The sequence below is a fragment of the Flavobacterium sp. LK-23 genome (genome assembly GCF_058135255.1).
In genome coordinates, this window is sequence record NZ_JBYUVT010000001.1 from 461,623 (window position 1) to 476,009 (window position 14,387).

General features: G+C 30.5%; 17 protein-coding genes. 9 read left to right on the plus strand and 8 right to left on the minus strand.

Going from position 1 to position 14,387, the window contains the following annotated elements:
- Positions 1–111: 111 nt before the first annotated feature.
- The 6 genes from AC3Y25_RS01915 to AC3Y25_RS01940 form a co-directional block, all read right to left on the minus strand.
- Positions 112–1,200 (minus strand): DUF6625 family protein, encoded by a 1,089-nt coding sequence (locus tag AC3Y25_RS01915; protein WP_489901562.1) that lies wholly within the window; start codon positions 1,198–1,200, stop codon positions 112–114.
- Positions 1,201–1,208: 8 nt separating this feature from the next.
- Complete coding sequence (locus AC3Y25_RS01920; RefSeq protein ID WP_489901563.1) at positions 1,209–2,771, minus strand: TlpA family protein disulfide reductase; 1,563 nt, start codon at positions 2,769–2,771, stop codon at positions 1,209–1,211.
- A gap of 657 nt (positions 2,772–3,428) precedes the next feature.
- Positions 3,429–3,620, minus strand: coding sequence for a hypothetical protein (locus AC3Y25_RS01925; protein ID WP_489901564.1), 192 nt, complete (start codon positions 3,618–3,620; stop codon positions 3,429–3,431).
- 58 nt (positions 3,621–3,678) lie between these two features.
- Positions 3,679–3,813, minus strand: a complete 135-nt coding sequence (locus AC3Y25_RS01930) for a hypothetical protein (protein ID WP_284705076.1) — start codon at positions 3,811–3,813, stop codon at positions 3,679–3,681.
- Between the two features lie 66 nt (positions 3,814–3,879).
- Positions 3,880–4,062, minus strand: coding sequence for a hypothetical protein (locus tag AC3Y25_RS01935; protein ID WP_379794900.1), 183 nt, complete (start codon positions 4,060–4,062; stop codon positions 3,880–3,882).
- A gap of 63 nt (positions 4,063–4,125) precedes the next feature.
- Positions 4,126–5,682 (minus strand): vitamin K epoxide reductase family protein, encoded by a 1,557-nt coding sequence (locus AC3Y25_RS01940; RefSeq protein ID WP_250834426.1) that lies wholly within the window; start codon positions 5,680–5,682, stop codon positions 4,126–4,128.
- A 589-nt stretch (positions 5,683–6,271) separates the two neighbouring features.
- On the opposite strand from AC3Y25_RS01940, the gene AC3Y25_RS01945 reads away from it, so the two are divergent.
- Genes AC3Y25_RS01945 through AC3Y25_RS01955 form a run of 3 tightly spaced genes read left to right on the plus strand, consistent with a single transcriptional unit; the run spans position 6,272 to position 6,799 of the window.
- On the plus strand, positions 6,272–6,412 hold the full coding sequence (locus AC3Y25_RS01945) for a hypothetical protein (protein ID WP_427871697.1): 141 nt from the start codon (positions 6,272–6,274) through the stop codon (positions 6,410–6,412).
- Between the two features lie 48 nt (positions 6,413–6,460).
- A complete protein-coding gene (locus AC3Y25_RS01950) occupies positions 6,461–6,610 on the plus strand; it encodes a TIGR04149 family rSAM-modified RiPP (RefSeq protein ID WP_489901565.1) in 150 nt (49 codons plus the stop codon).
- A 45-nt stretch (positions 6,611–6,655) separates the two neighbouring features.
- Positions 6,656–6,799: an rSAM-modified peptide gene (locus AC3Y25_RS01955; RefSeq protein ID WP_379794904.1), complete on the plus strand. Its 144-nt coding sequence runs from the start codon at positions 6,656–6,658 to the stop codon at positions 6,797–6,799.
- A gap of 20 nt (positions 6,800–6,819) precedes the next feature.
- On the opposite strand, the gene AC3Y25_RS01960 is transcribed toward AC3Y25_RS01955, so the two are convergent.
- Positions 6,820–8,595, minus strand: a complete 1,776-nt coding sequence (locus AC3Y25_RS01960) for a helix-turn-helix domain-containing protein (RefSeq protein ID WP_489901566.1) — start codon at positions 8,593–8,595, stop codon at positions 6,820–6,822.
- A gap of 165 nt (positions 8,596–8,760) precedes the next feature.
- On the opposite strand from AC3Y25_RS01960, the gene AC3Y25_RS01965 reads away from it, so the two are divergent.
- The 6 genes from AC3Y25_RS01965 to AC3Y25_RS01990 all read left to right on the plus strand — a co-directional run bounded on the left by AC3Y25_RS01965 (position 8,761) and on the right by AC3Y25_RS01990 (position 13,679).
- The gene (locus AC3Y25_RS01965) at positions 8,761–9,939 is read left to right on the plus strand and encodes an acyl-CoA dehydrogenase family protein (RefSeq protein ID WP_248729059.1); all 1,179 of its coding nucleotides are present in this window, start codon (positions 8,761–8,763) and stop codon (positions 9,937–9,939) included.
- A gap of 90 nt (positions 9,940–10,029) precedes the next feature.
- The gene (locus tag AC3Y25_RS01970; RefSeq protein ID WP_250834432.1) at positions 10,030–10,812 is read left to right on the plus strand and encodes a DUF3050 domain-containing protein; all 783 of its coding nucleotides are present in this window, start codon (positions 10,030–10,032) and stop codon (positions 10,810–10,812) included.
- A gap of 132 nt (positions 10,813–10,944) precedes the next feature.
- On the plus strand, positions 10,945–11,718 hold the full coding sequence (locus AC3Y25_RS01975; protein ID WP_489901567.1) for an AraC family transcriptional regulator: 774 nt from the start codon (positions 10,945–10,947) through the stop codon (positions 11,716–11,718).
- Positions 11,719–11,785: 67 nt separating this feature from the next.
- The gene (locus tag AC3Y25_RS01980) at positions 11,786–12,214 is read left to right on the plus strand and encodes a hypothetical protein (RefSeq protein WP_489901568.1); all 429 of its coding nucleotides are present in this window, start codon (positions 11,786–11,788) and stop codon (positions 12,212–12,214) included.
- 57 nt (positions 12,215–12,271) lie between these two features.
- Positions 12,272–13,021, plus strand: coding sequence for an SGNH/GDSL hydrolase family protein (locus tag AC3Y25_RS01985; RefSeq protein ID WP_489901569.1), 750 nt, complete (start codon positions 12,272–12,274; stop codon positions 13,019–13,021).
- 244 nt (positions 13,022–13,265) lie between these two features.
- Entirely contained in the window at positions 13,266–13,679 is a 414-nt protein-coding gene (locus AC3Y25_RS01990) for a helix-turn-helix domain-containing protein (protein WP_489901570.1), read from the plus strand.
- 99 nt (positions 13,680–13,778) lie between these two features.
- Here the strand turns inward: AC3Y25_RS01990 and AC3Y25_RS01995 are convergent, their stop codons facing one another.
- A complete protein-coding gene (locus tag AC3Y25_RS01995) occupies positions 13,779–14,387 on the minus strand; it encodes a hypothetical protein (RefSeq protein ID WP_489901571.1) in 609 nt (202 codons plus the stop codon).

Below are 14,387 nucleotides of genomic sequence, written 5' to 3' on the forward strand. Positions count from 1 at the left end.
TTGTCATTCAATTTTTTGTACAGCAATATAATCTAAAATACTTACAAAAAGTATAAAATTATTAGATGAGATCAAAATAGTTCTGTAAACTCTTCTGTTAAATATCTATAATCATTTTATACCAAAAATCTCTTTAGAAGCATTTCCTTCAATTTGTTTTTTTTCTAACCTTTTTACCTTTCTTTTTTTTTTATTATCTATGATTATAACTACCTCTGTTACATCATATGCGTTTTTATTAAAAAATAATAATGTAGTTGTTTTTAAATTTTCAAACCATCTCAAAAATGCGTCTTTTAGATTTAAAATGCTTAAATAAAATTGAAAGAATATCTTATAGAACTTAATTCTAGCGGAGTTCTCGGGATAAGAGGAAAAGTAATTCTTACCGATGTAAAATTTTGAAGGTACTTTTTTCCAAAAAAAAGGTACAAAGTGTGGAAAATTCTTAAATGTGATTAAATGATACAATAGTATTTCGTACTGATCTTTAAAGCTGAGTGTACCATTATCCCAAAGTAAATTTCCTGGAATACCTTCGACAACAAAGAAATCAAAATAGGCTCTAATTTTTTCTTCCTGATTAAGTCTTTTTATCACATGAGTCATTGTTTCTATTTCCGATTCTAATTCAAAAATAGATTCTCCCGCCTGAAGCTCTGAAAACAAGTTGCCACATTCATCAAATACAAAGTTTTTTTCGTTTTGAAAAACAAACTTATAATCTTTACTTTCCTCATATAATTTATTTACAAACTCATTATTTCTAAATAAAGTAAAAAAACCTGTAACGTATTCATCCCTAACACAGATTACATCAAAATTATCCAAAACCTCATCGGTCATAAATGTCCTTATATTTCCGAAGATTAAATCAATGTCTCCATGTCCCCAAAAATCATAATCAGTAATAAATTCTGAAAAAATTACTCCGTATGCAGGTTTAAAATCACATAATTTATAAGGAGAATTCAATGAAACAGAAAAGCCCATTTTCTCACTTATTAATTTTTTCAATTCTAAAAATGAGTATTCAATTACGATTATATTTTTTGGCAGTTCTTCATTAATTTTTATGTCTGTGAAAATTATAAAATCAACTGATGGATTGTACTTACATGATTCAATGAAAAATTTAAAATACCATGGAAATTTCCCATAGTAAGGATACAGCAAAGCTATTTTCTTGGAATTATCCATGCTCTAGTTTATTTAATAAGGGAAGCCGTTATTTTATCATAAAATTTTTGTTTCTCACTTGGATAACCTTCAACTAAAGTTATTTTTTTTGTTTTGTAATTATAAACAAAATAATGAGGCACATAATCGATAACTTCTTTCATTATTTTTTCATTTCTATAAACCTCGCTTGCAAAAAGATGATACCCAACTAAACTGTAATCGCTAATCATTTTCTTCCATAAATCGACACTTGCTTCGTTATCAATAGTCACATAAATCGTTTTGATATCCTGCTTGTTTAAAAACACATGCAATTCGTCATTATATTCAAATTGCTTGATACATGGAGAGCAATATGTTGCCCAAAAATCAATGAACAAATTTTGATTTGGATATTTTTCAGCAATTGCCTCCTCAAAGGATTTCTTTACATCAATACGGCTATTTGAAATCGACAACCCAACAGCTGCGTCATACGAACTTAAACTTCCTATTGGAGAATTATTATTCTCCTTTTGCTTTAGATCATCTTCAAAAAGAAGATTCTCTATTATTGCATTATAATTGCTTTCAGGGTATTTTTTTATAAAAGCCCTATAAACAGCTATTAAGTCTTTTTTATTTTTTACACAATTGAATCGTATTGACTCAAAAATACAACTTGCAATATATATTTCTTTGTATTGTTCGGGCTCTACAAAATCAATTACACCAAAATTTGATCTGCAACTTTTAAATAGCTCATCAAATTGATTCCAAAACCTATTGACTTTTTTATTTGTCTTTTTGGCCTGTGCTTCCATATTCCAACCCGTCATATAGAGGTTTTGATCCAATATGGTACTATACAAACTATTTTCGCTAAATACAGAATATTTTGAATTATAAAACTCAACTAATTTTTGAGCTTCTTTAGTATCAAATGCTAATCCTAGTTTTTTTCTCGTTTCCTCGCTTCTTCCGTTTTCTGAATAATTACCCGCAAAAAAATTAATTCGCCCATCTATTTCAGCATTAACTGCTTTCAAACAGTTCGCACTAATTTTTTTCTCTTTGTGTAAAGCTTGGTAAAAATTAAATATTTTTTGTTTTTGAATATCTATATTTTTAATAACATCATCAGCATTTTTGTACTTTTTTAAAACTGTCAAAACATCAAAAACACCATCTGGACTTACTTTTAAATATGAATTATTTGTATAAAGATTATTAAAAGCTGAATTATTCCCACTTATTTCAATTCTATCTTTCTTTTGTTCTATTATTATGGAATCTCCTTTCTCTACAAAAAAAGAAAAGCTTCCAAACATATACGGATCCTCATAAATGGTAACAAAGCCGTTAGAATCTAATTCTAATTCTTTTACAAATTGCCCATTTTCAACTTTTATATCGTCGCTATTTTTTTTATAAAAACTTTTAGGATAATTTCCAATTGGTTTTGCTACTTTAAGAAGTTTGCCATTTTGTTTATCAAAACCTTTGCCTAGAATAACTGCACTATTTTGCGAAAAAGCTTCCTGATTAAAAAATAGCACAAGAAGCAAAACTAGGAGTCTTTGTTGATATTTATAAATACTTATAATCATAATAATTTGAGGTAATTCTAGAGGCTTTATTGCTGGTTAAAAAAAGGTTTTATAAAGAGTAAGGAGTTGCCTCCTTACCCTACTCTGCAATTTAGCAACTTACATTGCAAGCAGAACAACATGCGCTCGCAGAAGAATACTCTCCTAGATAACGACCATTGCAAGAGCAAGAAAATCCGCCATTAATACTTTTCATTTCAGCTTTGCTTAAAGCTTTACCAAATTTTTGTAAATTTTTCATAATTTAAAAATGTTATAGTTAAGAAATAATCTGCAGGAATAATTTTAAAATTTTATGATTTGCTCGCGATCAAATTCATAATTTTAAGATTAAACCTACTGTTATTATAAATATAATACTTTTAAACTTACATAATTGCAATATTAGAATTTTAACATAAAAAAACAGAGAAGATATGATCTTCTCTGTTTCGTATTTAAAAACAAATTTTTAGCAACACAATTTCTTTAGGACATGGTCGCGGTTACCCTAACCAAATAAAATTAACACAGCGACCAACTCCTAAGAATCTCAGTACCAATCATCAATACTGAGAATTTGCTCAATGTTCCACGATCGAGCGCCTATACATTCAAAAAAAACATGACTAAATTCTAAATAAGGCTATATCGTATTACTTTTAAAAAAGTTAAAAATCAACAACAAAGACGGCTTGTATCACAAATACCCGATGATGTATTTAGCGGACAAGTTTCGCCTAACGGTATTAAAATGCATCCTGCTTCCAAAGCATAAACCCAACAATCTGGAATTCCTCCTTTCATGGTCTTCTGTACACTTTTGTTAATGTAGTGAGCACCTTCGAGTTTTAAGATCTTCTTTAACATATTTAATACCTTTTTTATATAATAACAGTGCTTGATTGTTACTATCTAAACATTAAAATTAGCAAGCATAATATTTCTCGACAGCAGTATCATTGCAATTCAGTTCTTGTGAATACTCACTTCCTAAAATGCTTTTCTGCTCTTTTTTTGTCAGCTTTCTTGTTTCTTTGCTTTTTAAAATTTTTTCTAACATAACTGGTTATTTACATTTTTGAGTTTAAGCCTCAAATCCTTAATAACTTGATGCTTAATATTTTCCTTAACAGCTTCCAACATAACTATTTGGTATGCAGTTCCAATGTGCTGGCACCGTTCCAAATTCTGTACATCTTTTCGCTTTAAATCCATCTTCACAAATAGGAGCATGATCTCCGTTCATTGTTTTTAGCTCATTTGCAGTCAATTCTACCGCACCTTTCAATTTCAAAATATTCTTTAACATAACTGCAGGTTTTAAATCGGGGATTAACATTTTCTATTTGAACAGTCGAAATTTCTGTTTTTTTTATGCTGTCTTCTCTAAAACTTGAACTTCCTCAACAAAATCATTTAAGAAATATTTCAATTCATTCAATTCATATTCATTTGGAAACAGCCTTTCATTGACAATTTTAATAGGTGTATAATTAAAATTGTTCATAGAGCACCAATCATATTGTTTCTGAATTTCCTGATTTATCATCATGCTTACAGAATCAACATTCCATTTTTTAAGCCATTTTTTATGAACCATTCTCTTGATATACCAATCTGAGATTGCTTCAACTGTTTTTCCTGGCGTTGTTCTATTAATTGTTAATAGTCTTTCTACAACTGCTTTATAAGGATTATCGTTGTTTTCGGGGTTAATATTAAAAAGAACATTCAAAAATATTTTATCTGGAAACTTCAATACTAAATCAAAAGCTTCTTGAAAAGTTTTATAACAATGTCCACAACTTGGACTAAGAATGACAGAAAGTCTAACTCCTGCATTTTTATTACCAAAAGTCAAGCCTCTTAAATCTTCAAATCCTTTTGTATATTTTACTTTTTTAGACAAGAAATTTAATAGTGAATAATTTCTTTTAAATTTCTTAAGCTCTTTTAAAGAATTCTCATTATCAAGCATTTTTTTAATCATCACCTTAACTGTCGCCCAGATCGGAATTAAAAGCAGTAACGAAAATACATAAGGAAAAATGGCATTAAAACTAAAACTCAACGTAAAAAGATCTGACGAAAACCAAACTATACTTTGAACTAAGATTAAAAATGATATTGCTAAACACATTATACACCATTTTTGAATCTCAAATTTCTGAATCCAGATAGAACAAACTATTATTGGAATGGCTAATAGACTTAAGAATCCAATAAAAATAGCCGAACTTAAAGGCTGAACTAATATGGCAATGATGCTTGATCCAAAGAAAAGCAATGGCAAATCTGAGAAACTCAACCATCTATTTGCAATATCATCATTGAAACTTATTACAGAGTGGCAAGAAGTATTTGAACTTAAATTACAGAATTTAGAAATTACGGTGTTTTTAACTCCCCATTTCTCCTGTACAATAAATATGCTTACGACAAAACCTAATACCGATGTTACCAAAAAGGAAGCGCTAAACCAATCAAAACGATTAAAAAAGAAAGATAATCCAGCTACTAGGGCAAGAGGCAGAAAATATTTCAACCAATTGTATTCTATTTTAAGATTATCTCTTGCTACTACATTGTTTGGTTCAATGGCTACAATTACACCATTCCAGTCTAAAAGAAATTTATCATAAGATAATTTTTGAGTTCCTTTTTTTGTGGTTGTGATTCTAACCCCGCTTTTAATTTTTTCTACCAGTATTAATTCGTCTTTAAAATAAGCCAAAAAGTTTGAAGGCAAATCTTCAATCTGCTCTTTCGAAACTCTCACTGCTGCGTTCTCCACAGAAAGCAAATCAAACGAGTCTGTAATGGCAAACAAACTCGGATAATTTGGATGTGACAAAAACAGATCCTTAAACTCATTTTTGATATCTGAGTAGCGATTGATTTGCAGAAATTTTTGGACCAGCTTTAACATCGTTTTGGATCGTTTTTAAATCATAATTACACTGCAAAGATTGGGGTTTTTATTGATTAAAATCGCATGAACACATACATTTTATTAATTATACCACATACAATTTATAAATTATACCAAGTATAGTAACCACTACAAAGTATTGAAATACAAGGTTTTAAATGTATATTTATTTATCAAAAAGCTTCAAAAGCCCATTTTCGATTAACGGTTTCGCTTTTTATCTAGTTTTGGATAAGTAATAATCTAAACATTAATAAACATGAAAAATAGGCCCTAAAAAAGAGGTGATTTTACAAGAAAAAAATCATAAAAAGAGGATGTAAAAAAAGACCAATTTTAGTCCATAATTGATCCTCCAAAAGAACAAAAAACACTCCCAAAAAAGCAAAGAAAAACAATTTTAAAAAATCGGAATTAACTTATAAATAAATCTTTTTTCTACTGCTTTTAAAGACCAAAAAATAAACCCAAAAAACTTTACATACTCAATTTTTAGCGCTGTTTTTTATCGCATCTGATATGACTGCCAAAAAATATTTATGAAAGATTTATAGTACTAATTTTTAATAATACAAATATCAATAACATGAAAAATTCAAAATTAACATTCAACGATTTTCAAATAGACAAACTTTCTAAAGAAGAAAAAAAAATAATTAGAGGGGGAAATATAGACCCTAATGATCAAAACGAGCCTAAAAAAACTGGCGGAAACGGGAATCCATAAACAATAGAAAAAAAAACACTTTAAAAACTAATCCAAAAAAATAAAGTCATGAAAAATAGCAAATTAACATTCGAAAAATTTCAATTAGAAACAATCTCTAGAAAAGAGCTAAAAACAATTAAAGGAGGTGACGATCCAGTTATTGACCCAAATAATCAAAACGAGCCTAGAAAAACTGGCGGAAACGGGAATCCATAAACAATAGAAAAAACTCTTTTAAAAACTAATCCAAAAAATAAAGTCATGAAAAATAACAAATTAACATTCGAAAATTTTCAATTAGAAACAATCTCTAGAAAAGAGCAAAAAACAATTAAAGGAGGAGGTGACGATCCAACTATTGATCCAAACGAGCCTAAGAAAACTGGCGGAAATGGAAACAATTAAAAAAGTTATATCATATGAAATTAAATATTATTCGCAAACTGAGCTGGAGACACTCCAGTTCTTTTGCGAAATGATTTTGCAAAAGATACGGCATTTTTAAAACCAACACTTTCTGCAATTGCCTGTGTCGAATATTTTCGATACAAATGGTTTGTAATCATCTGATTGATAACATAGTTAATTTTCAATTCATTAGAATATTCACTAAAAGATTTTCCAAATCTTTTATTCACTACATAAGACAAATAAGTAGTATTGGTCTTTATTTTTTTTGCAGCATACGAAAGCGTAAAATCGGCATTTAAGTATTCTAGCTTTTCTTCCAAAAGCAATAGTTTTTCAACTATTTTATTTTCTTTGGCTTCGTCGATACTCAAATTAGCATTTTCTTTTTTCAAGGCAACATCCTCTACTTCTAGAATTTCTGTTACTATTGCTTCGGCTGCAACTTGCTCAGTTTCTGTTTTTTCAAGTTCTTTCCTTTCCAGATTAGCTTTGAACTCTTCAATTAAAGCGTTCATTTTCTTTTGCGCTTTATTTTTATCCCTAATATTTTTTATGAGAAAAAACACAATTCCAATTACGAGAATAACATAAAATATTTTCAATGCTTTATTCCAAAACACTTCATATTTATACTTCTCCTGAACGCTAAGCATTTCTCCACTAAGATCTGCCGTACCCAATTTATAGTTAACCTCTAATGCTTCATCTCTTAGATTACCTTCATATTTTTCGTAAGAATCCAAGTATAGCTTAGAGTGCTTGTAGGCTAGCTCAGGTTCATTTTTAATACTGTAAATCTTAGCCTGTATATAATTAGACCTAAAAAAACTAATGTCGACCTTTTTATTTTTTTGACTAATAGAATCTACCTTTTTTAAAAATATAAGCGCTCTATCATATTTTTTAATAGAATAATAAAGGTCTCCTAAATTAAAACAAGCAACTTGATATAGAGATTCATTATCCACTTGTTTTGCATAAAAAGAGATATCGTAATAAATTTTTTCGGCGTTGGTAAAGTCCTTTTTAAACACATAAATATTACCTAAACTAAGTTTAGCAGTAGTCTTGTTATCAATAAATTTATCTGAATACGCTACACTTTTTTTATAATAATATTCAGCAGAATCTAATAAATAGCTTTTTTGACGATTTTTAGAATAATATCCTTCATAAGAATTTCCGAGATTGGTATACGTGTTACTTTTAGAATTTTGAAACTGATCTTTTTCGTATAGACTCTCATTCTTGTCTAAGAATGCTTCATTTTGTTTTAAGATTTTTATAGATAACTGATAGTTGCCAACACTTTCATTAAGCAAAGCAATATTGGCTTTGAATTTTACAATTTGAACAACATCATTTATTTTAGAAGAAAGCTTAACTCCTTCCTGATAGCTGCCTAGAGCCTTACCATAATTAGATCTTTTCCAATAAGTAAGACCTCTATAGTTACACAGATAGGCTTGCAGTTTTGTTTTTTCATTTGACTCAGGAATCTTGCTTAATTGCTTTATCGCTTCTGCATACATTTTATCAGACTTATCAGCATTTCCTTTTAACTGATACAAATACGAACCTGCCCCATAAGCAAAAGCTTTGTGCATGTCATTTTTAGACTTAAGCATCTGATTAACATAGCCTAAGCCTTCATCATTATCTCCATTAACACTAAAGCGGATTTTATCCTGTAATTCTAAGTACTTTTCTTCTGTAAGCTCTCCATTGTTTTGAGCCGCTACACTGAAAAGTGTTAGTAATAAAAAGAAAAAAGAGATGATCAGCCTCATTAAGTTTGTTTTTGGAATTCAAAAATAGTCTATAAATTATCAATAAACTACAATTTATTTGCCAAATTCCTATTAATTTTATTTTTACCATAAAAAAATATAACAATTTTATATCTATTTGTTATATTTTTATTATGTAAATTTGCTTTGCTAAAATTAAATAACATGAAACCAGACCTATTTCAATCTCCAGATTACTATAACTTAGACGATTTACTAACAGACGAACACAAATTAGTTCGCGAATCTGCACGTGCGTGGGTTAAAAGAGAAGTTTCTCCTATTATAGAAGAATATGCTCAAAAAGCTGAATTTCCTAAACAAATTATAAAAGGTCTTGGCGAAATTGGTGGTTTCGGTCCTTATATTCCTGTAGAATATGGAGGTGCAGGACTAGATCAAATTTCTTATGGTTTGATTATGCAGGAAATTGAAAGAGGCGATTCTGGCGTAAGATCGACCTCATCTGTACAATCTTCTTTGGTCATGTATCCTATATGGAAATACGGAAATGAAGAACAAAGAATGAAATACCTGCCAAAACTAGCTACAGGAGAATTTATTGGCTGTTTTGGTTTAACAGAACCCGATCATGGTTCAGATCCAGGAAGTATGATTACCAATTTTAAAGATATGGGTGATCATTATCTTTTAAATGGTGCCAAAATGTGGATCTCAAATGCTCCGTTTGCAGACATTGCTATTGTTTGGGCTAAAAATGAAGAAGGCCGTATTCACGGATTAATTGTAGAACGTGGTATGGAAGGTTTTTCGACTCCAGAAACGCACAATAAATGGTCGCTTCGTGCATCTGCAACAGGTGAGCTTATTTTTGATAACGTAAAAGTTCCAAAAGAAAACCTTTTACCAAATAAGTCTGGTTTGGGCGCACCGCTTGGCTGTTTAGATTCTGCTCGTTACGGAATCGCATGGGGAGCAATTGGCGCCGCAATGGACTGCTATGACACTGCTTTAAGATATGCAAAAGAGAGAATCCAATTCGGAAAACCAATTGGAGGAACTCAATTACAGCAAAAAAAATTGGCCGAAATGATTACCGAAATCACAAAAGCACAATTATTAACTTGGCGTTTAGGTGTTTTAAGAAACGAAGGAAAAGCTACAACTGCGCAGATTTCTATGGCAAAACGCAACAACGTAAACATGGCAATTACCATTGCGCGCGAAGCAAGACAAATGCTTGGAGGCATGGGAATCACAGGGGAATACTCTATTATGCGCCACATGATGAACCTTGAAAGTGTGATTACGTACGAAGGAACTCACGATATACATTTATTAATAACTGGAATGGATGTAACTGGAATCCCTGCGTTTAAATAATTGATAATTATTAAAATATATACAAAATCAATCTTAAAAAGCTTCTTCTAACAGAGAAGCTTTTTATCTTTGCATTAAAATTTTTTTAAAATGAATATCGAAACGATAAACAAAAGCATACAAACACAAAAAGACCAACTATTACATCATTCTTTATACAATAAGATTCAAAACATAGATGACTTACACAGCTTTCTAGAAACACACGTTTATGCTGTTTGGGATTTTATGTCACTTTTAAAAGCATTGCAGGCCAAACTTACTTGCACAACAACACCTTGGTTTGCAACTAAAAACCCAGAAACTCGTTATTTAATTAACGAAATTGTTCTTGCAGAAGAAACCGATTTGACAATTGACGGAAGAAGACAAAGCCACTACGAAATGTATCTGGAAGCAATGGAAGCTTGTGGAGCCAATACAACTGGAGTTTTAAACTTTTTATCAGATGTACATTCTCTTCAAAATATATTTGTTGCCATCAAACAAAGTTCATTACATCCAAATGTAAAATCTTTCCTTGATTTTACTTTTAGAGTTATCGAAGAAGGAAAACCACACGAAATTGCCGCTGCATTTACCTTTGGAAGAGAAGATTTGATTCCGAGTATGTTTACTCAGATTTTGAAAAATTTCCAGAAAAACCTTCCCGATACAGATCTAACAAAATTGCTTTACTATTTTGAAAGACATATCGAATTGGATGCCGACGAGCATGGACCAATGGCAATGCAAATGATTACAGAATTATGTGAAGAAGATGCTCAAAAATGGAAAGAAGTTGAAGAAGTTTCAATTCTTGCCCTAGAAAGACGTATCGCACTTTGGAACGCCATCGAAGAAGAAATCGTGATGAAAACCGAAATGGTTTAAAAATAAAATAAGTTATTTAACGTAACTCTTCTCTAAAAAATTCCAATAACTGAAACTGTTTTAACAACAGATAAGTTATTGGAATTTTGTTTTTCATACCTTTGACATTCAAACTGTTGAAAACACTTTCAAATGAAAATTATCGATTTCATTCCAACAGAACAATTAAAGCCTTTTGTCAAAACTTACAGAATTATTGAAAGCGAAGACGAATTGACAAACAGGGTTTTGCCCAGCACTTCGCTAGCAATTGCTTTTCGCTGCAAAGGCGACGTTAATTATATTCAAGAAAATCGGCATGATAAATTACCCCTTTCTACAATTTCGGGTATTCGCAAATCTGTACGATTAATTAATTATGCAAAAGATACGGCAACTCTTGTCGTTCAGTTTAAAGAAGCTGGTGCTAAAGCTTTTTTTAAAGAACCGCTTCATGAATTATTTGAAGAAAGTGTTTCGCTCGACAACTTTATTCCACGGCAAAAAATTGCCATTATTGAAGAACTTTTAGCCGAAGCAAAAACCAACAATCAAAAAATTGCAATTATAGAACAGTTTCTTTTATCAAGACTCCACAATTATAAACCAGACGATTTAATCTCGGCTGCCATTAATATCATACAATCTAAAAAAGGCATCATTAAAATAAAAGAACTTGCCAATGCACTTTTTATCAGTCAAGATGCTTTTGAGAAAAGATTCCGAAAAACAATTGGATCAACTCCAAAACAATTTTGTTATGTTGTTCGTATAAAATCAATTATCGATCACAAACAAAAAAACCAAAACCTTATCGATCTGGCTTTTGATGCGGGTTATTTTGACCAGCCTCACTTCAATAAAGACTTCAAATTGTTTACAGGACAAACTCCAACAGAGTTTTTCAACTTTCCTTCATTTTGGTAAATCAATGATTTTTTACAATGATTAGAGCTTCGTAATTCTGAATTTTACCTCAATAAAAACAAGAATTATGAAAACAAATCTTTTAATCGGAATTGTCTTTTTGACATTATTCAGCTATAGAACAAATGCTCAATCAACAACAATCAATTCAGAAATTGAACCTAAAAAATCAGAAACCATGCAGCAAATTTTTATCGATAAATTTATTGTTCCCGAGAAATCAAAACAAGAATTTTTAGAACGATTGCAAATCAACCGAAACTTTATAAAACATTTAAACGGATTTGTAAATGACAATGCTTACGAACGCGTTGATGAAAAAGGCAATTTAATTTACATTACAATTGCCGTTTGGGAAAATGAAACGGTCTTGAAAAGCGCCAAAGAAGCTGTACAAGCTTACTATAAAAAAGAAAGTTTTAATATTTTTGAAATGTTTGAAAGACTTCACATTACTATGGAAAGAAATATTTACAAAGAAGCCACAAAACCGTAACCAGTCATTTAACGTAACTATTTGTTTAAAGCGACTAGAATCTAATTGGAACAAATTATGAAACCACATTTTAAACAAATAGTTATTATTATACTTTCAGTATTTCTTTTGAGCTGCAGTTCAGACGAAACTACTCCCACAACTTCTCCACCAGCTGTAACTCCACCCAAAACCACAGAACCACCAATTGCCAGCAAAGTAAATTATTTAGCTTTAGGCGATAGTTATACCATTGGTCAAAGCGTGTGCGCTACATGCCGTTTTCCTGAGCAATTAAAGGCGAGTTTAAACGCCATGTACTCTAGTAGCATTTCTCTTAAAATAATCGCTACAACAGGCTGGACAACATCCAATTTAATTTCGTCCATTGATTCTCAAAATCCAGAATCCAATTATGATCTCGTAACACTTTTAATTGGTGTTAATAATCAATTTCAGCATAGAAGTTTTTCTATTTACGAAAAAGAATTCCCAGAATTAGTCAACAAAGCCATTATGCTAGCCAAAGGCGACAGAAAAAATGTTGTCGTTATTTCTATTCCAGACTACGCGTATACTCCATACGGACAAGCTCTTGCAGGAAATCAAAGCGGTACAATTTCAACAGAAATTAACCAATACAATTCTTTTGCAGAGAAATATTGCAACACCAATCAAATTGCCTTTGTATCGATTACAGAAATCACGCGCGAAGGACTTAACAATCCAATTTTGGTTGCTTCAGATGGTTTGCATCCTTCAGAAGCCGCTTATAGAATGTTTGTCGATAAGATGATGCCGAAGGTTAAAATAGCACTGCAAGATTAAGAATTTTTAATTTTTAGAAGCAGAAAAACTCATTTTCAAAATCACGTTTAGTCCCGCTATCCGCTTTATCTTTTGTGTTGAACCCCAACACAAAAGGATATCGCTTCTATCGGGGCTAGATTAGACGTTTTCTTTTTCATAAATTTGGCTTTTCGAAAATAATTATAAACCGTATCTTACAAAATATAGCCTGTTTTTTACTGAAATCTATTTTTCTCTAAAAAATTTTAAATACCTTTGAAGTATGAGCACAACAACAAGACCAAGTCATATAGGAAGAAAAATCAGCCGAATTCGTGAGCTGAAAGACATGAAGCAAGAAGCTTTGGCACAAGCTTTAGGAACAAATCAGCAGGCGGTTTCTGCTATGGAAAACAGCGAAACTATAGACGACGAAAAACTGAAAGCTGTCGCAAAAGCTCTTGGTGTAAGTGTTGAAGCAATTCAAAATTTTACGGAAGAAAATATGATTAACTATTTTGCCAATTTTTACGATAATAGTTCTAATTCTGGTGCCATTCATGCAAATCACTGTACATTCAATCCTTTAGATAAATTGGTTGAAGTTTATGAGGAAAACAAAAAACTTTACGAACGTTTATTGCAATCTGAAAAGGATAAAAATGAGTATTTGGAGAAGTTGTTGAAAGGGAAGTAAAATTGTTTTATAAAATATAATTGCAGAAAAGAGATCTTGAAAATTTGAGATCTCTTTTTTCTTTGATTTGTATCAAAATTGCTTTTTCTCGATAAGCCTCTATTTTATTTTACTGAATTCATAAAGCATAAACTCATATAAATTAACTACTGCTTTAAAAATATAAAAAACAAAATTGAATAAGAAACTTACTAGTAAAAATCTATACGTAACAATTATTAAAAACTCGAATGTTCGCAACCAATTTATCTTTTCTAAATCTTTTACTAGATAAAACTGATTTAAATCACAACCTACTAAACTTGGAAAAAAAGAATTTAATAAAGTAAAAAAAATTGAAAAAAGAGCAACAAGTATTGAATAAGACAAGGAATACATAAAAAGCTTAAGATAATTTTTCACTTGTTTTCTCTTAGTCTCCTCATCTATACTTTCAAATTTTTTAGGTTCTAGATCTTTAAACTTGTCTGGAATTTTGATAAGTACACCAAACATTAATCCTGAAAAAAGTGATAACAATGTCGCTATAACTTTAGGATCATCCAAAAGCTTCTCTCTATTTATGTATACAATAACGCAACTTATTATTGGTACTATATAATTAATAAATAAATACGGAATATTCCATCTATCTTCTTTACCATTTATATCTGTATATAGAGATTTTTTTGCGTTAGTATATATTTTTTTTACATTTAAAAATATCAT

Excerpts from the sequence above, each read along its gene's own strand:
- AC3Y25_RS01995 (WP_489901571.1), bottom strand. The coding sequence starts at position 14,387 with ATGATATTTTTAAATGTAAAAAAAATATATACTAACGCAAAAAAATCT.
- AC3Y25_RS01920 (WP_489901563.1), bottom strand. The coding sequence starts at position 2,771 with ATGATTATAAGTATTTATAAATATCAACAAAGACTCCTAGTTTTGCTT.
- AC3Y25_RS01970 (WP_250834432.1), top strand. The coding sequence starts at position 10,030 with ATGAATATCGAAACGATAAACAAAAGCATACAAACACAAAAAGACCAA.
- AC3Y25_RS01965 (WP_248729059.1), top strand. The coding sequence starts at position 8,761 with ATGAAACCAGACCTATTTCAATCTCCAGATTACTATAACTTAGACGAT.
- AC3Y25_RS01985 (WP_489901569.1), top strand. The coding sequence starts at position 12,272 with ATGAAACCACATTTTAAACAAATAGTTATTATTATACTTTCAGTATTT.
- AC3Y25_RS01935 (WP_379794900.1), bottom strand. The coding sequence starts at position 4,062 with ATGTTAAAGAATATTTTGAAATTGAAAGGTGCGGTAGAATTGACTGCA.
- AC3Y25_RS01960 (WP_489901566.1), bottom strand. The coding sequence starts at position 8,595 with ATGAGGCTGATCATCTCTTTTTTCTTTTTATTACTAACACTTTTCAGT.
- AC3Y25_RS01955 (WP_379794904.1), top strand. The coding sequence starts at position 6,656 with ATGAAAAATAACAAATTAACATTCGAAAATTTTCAATTAGAAACAATC.
- AC3Y25_RS01990 (WP_489901570.1), top strand. The coding sequence starts at position 13,266 with ATGAGCACAACAACAAGACCAAGTCATATAGGAAGAAAAATCAGCCGA.
- AC3Y25_RS01975 (WP_489901567.1), top strand. The coding sequence starts at position 10,945 with ATGAAAATTATCGATTTCATTCCAACAGAACAATTAAAGCCTTTTGTC.
- AC3Y25_RS01945 (WP_427871697.1), top strand. The coding sequence starts at position 6,272 with ATGAAAAATTCAAAATTAACATTCAACGATTTTCAAATAGACAAACTT.
- AC3Y25_RS01950 (WP_489901565.1), top strand. The coding sequence starts at position 6,461 with ATGAAAAATAGCAAATTAACATTCGAAAAATTTCAATTAGAAACAATC.
- AC3Y25_RS01915 (WP_489901562.1), bottom strand. The coding sequence starts at position 1,200 with ATGGATAATTCCAAGAAAATAGCTTTGCTGTATCCTTACTATGGGAAA.
- AC3Y25_RS01930 (WP_284705076.1), bottom strand. The coding sequence starts at position 3,813 with ATGTTAGAAAAAATTTTAAAAAGCAAAGAAACAAGAAAGCTGACAAAA.
- AC3Y25_RS01940 (WP_250834426.1), bottom strand. The coding sequence starts at position 5,682 with ATGTTAAAGCTGGTCCAAAAATTTCTGCAAATCAATCGCTACTCAGAT.
- AC3Y25_RS01980 (WP_489901568.1), top strand. The coding sequence starts at position 11,786 with ATGAAAACAAATCTTTTAATCGGAATTGTCTTTTTGACATTATTCAGC.
- AC3Y25_RS01925 (WP_489901564.1), bottom strand. The coding sequence starts at position 3,620 with ATGTTAAAGAAGATCTTAAAACTCGAAGGTGCTCACTACATTAACAAA.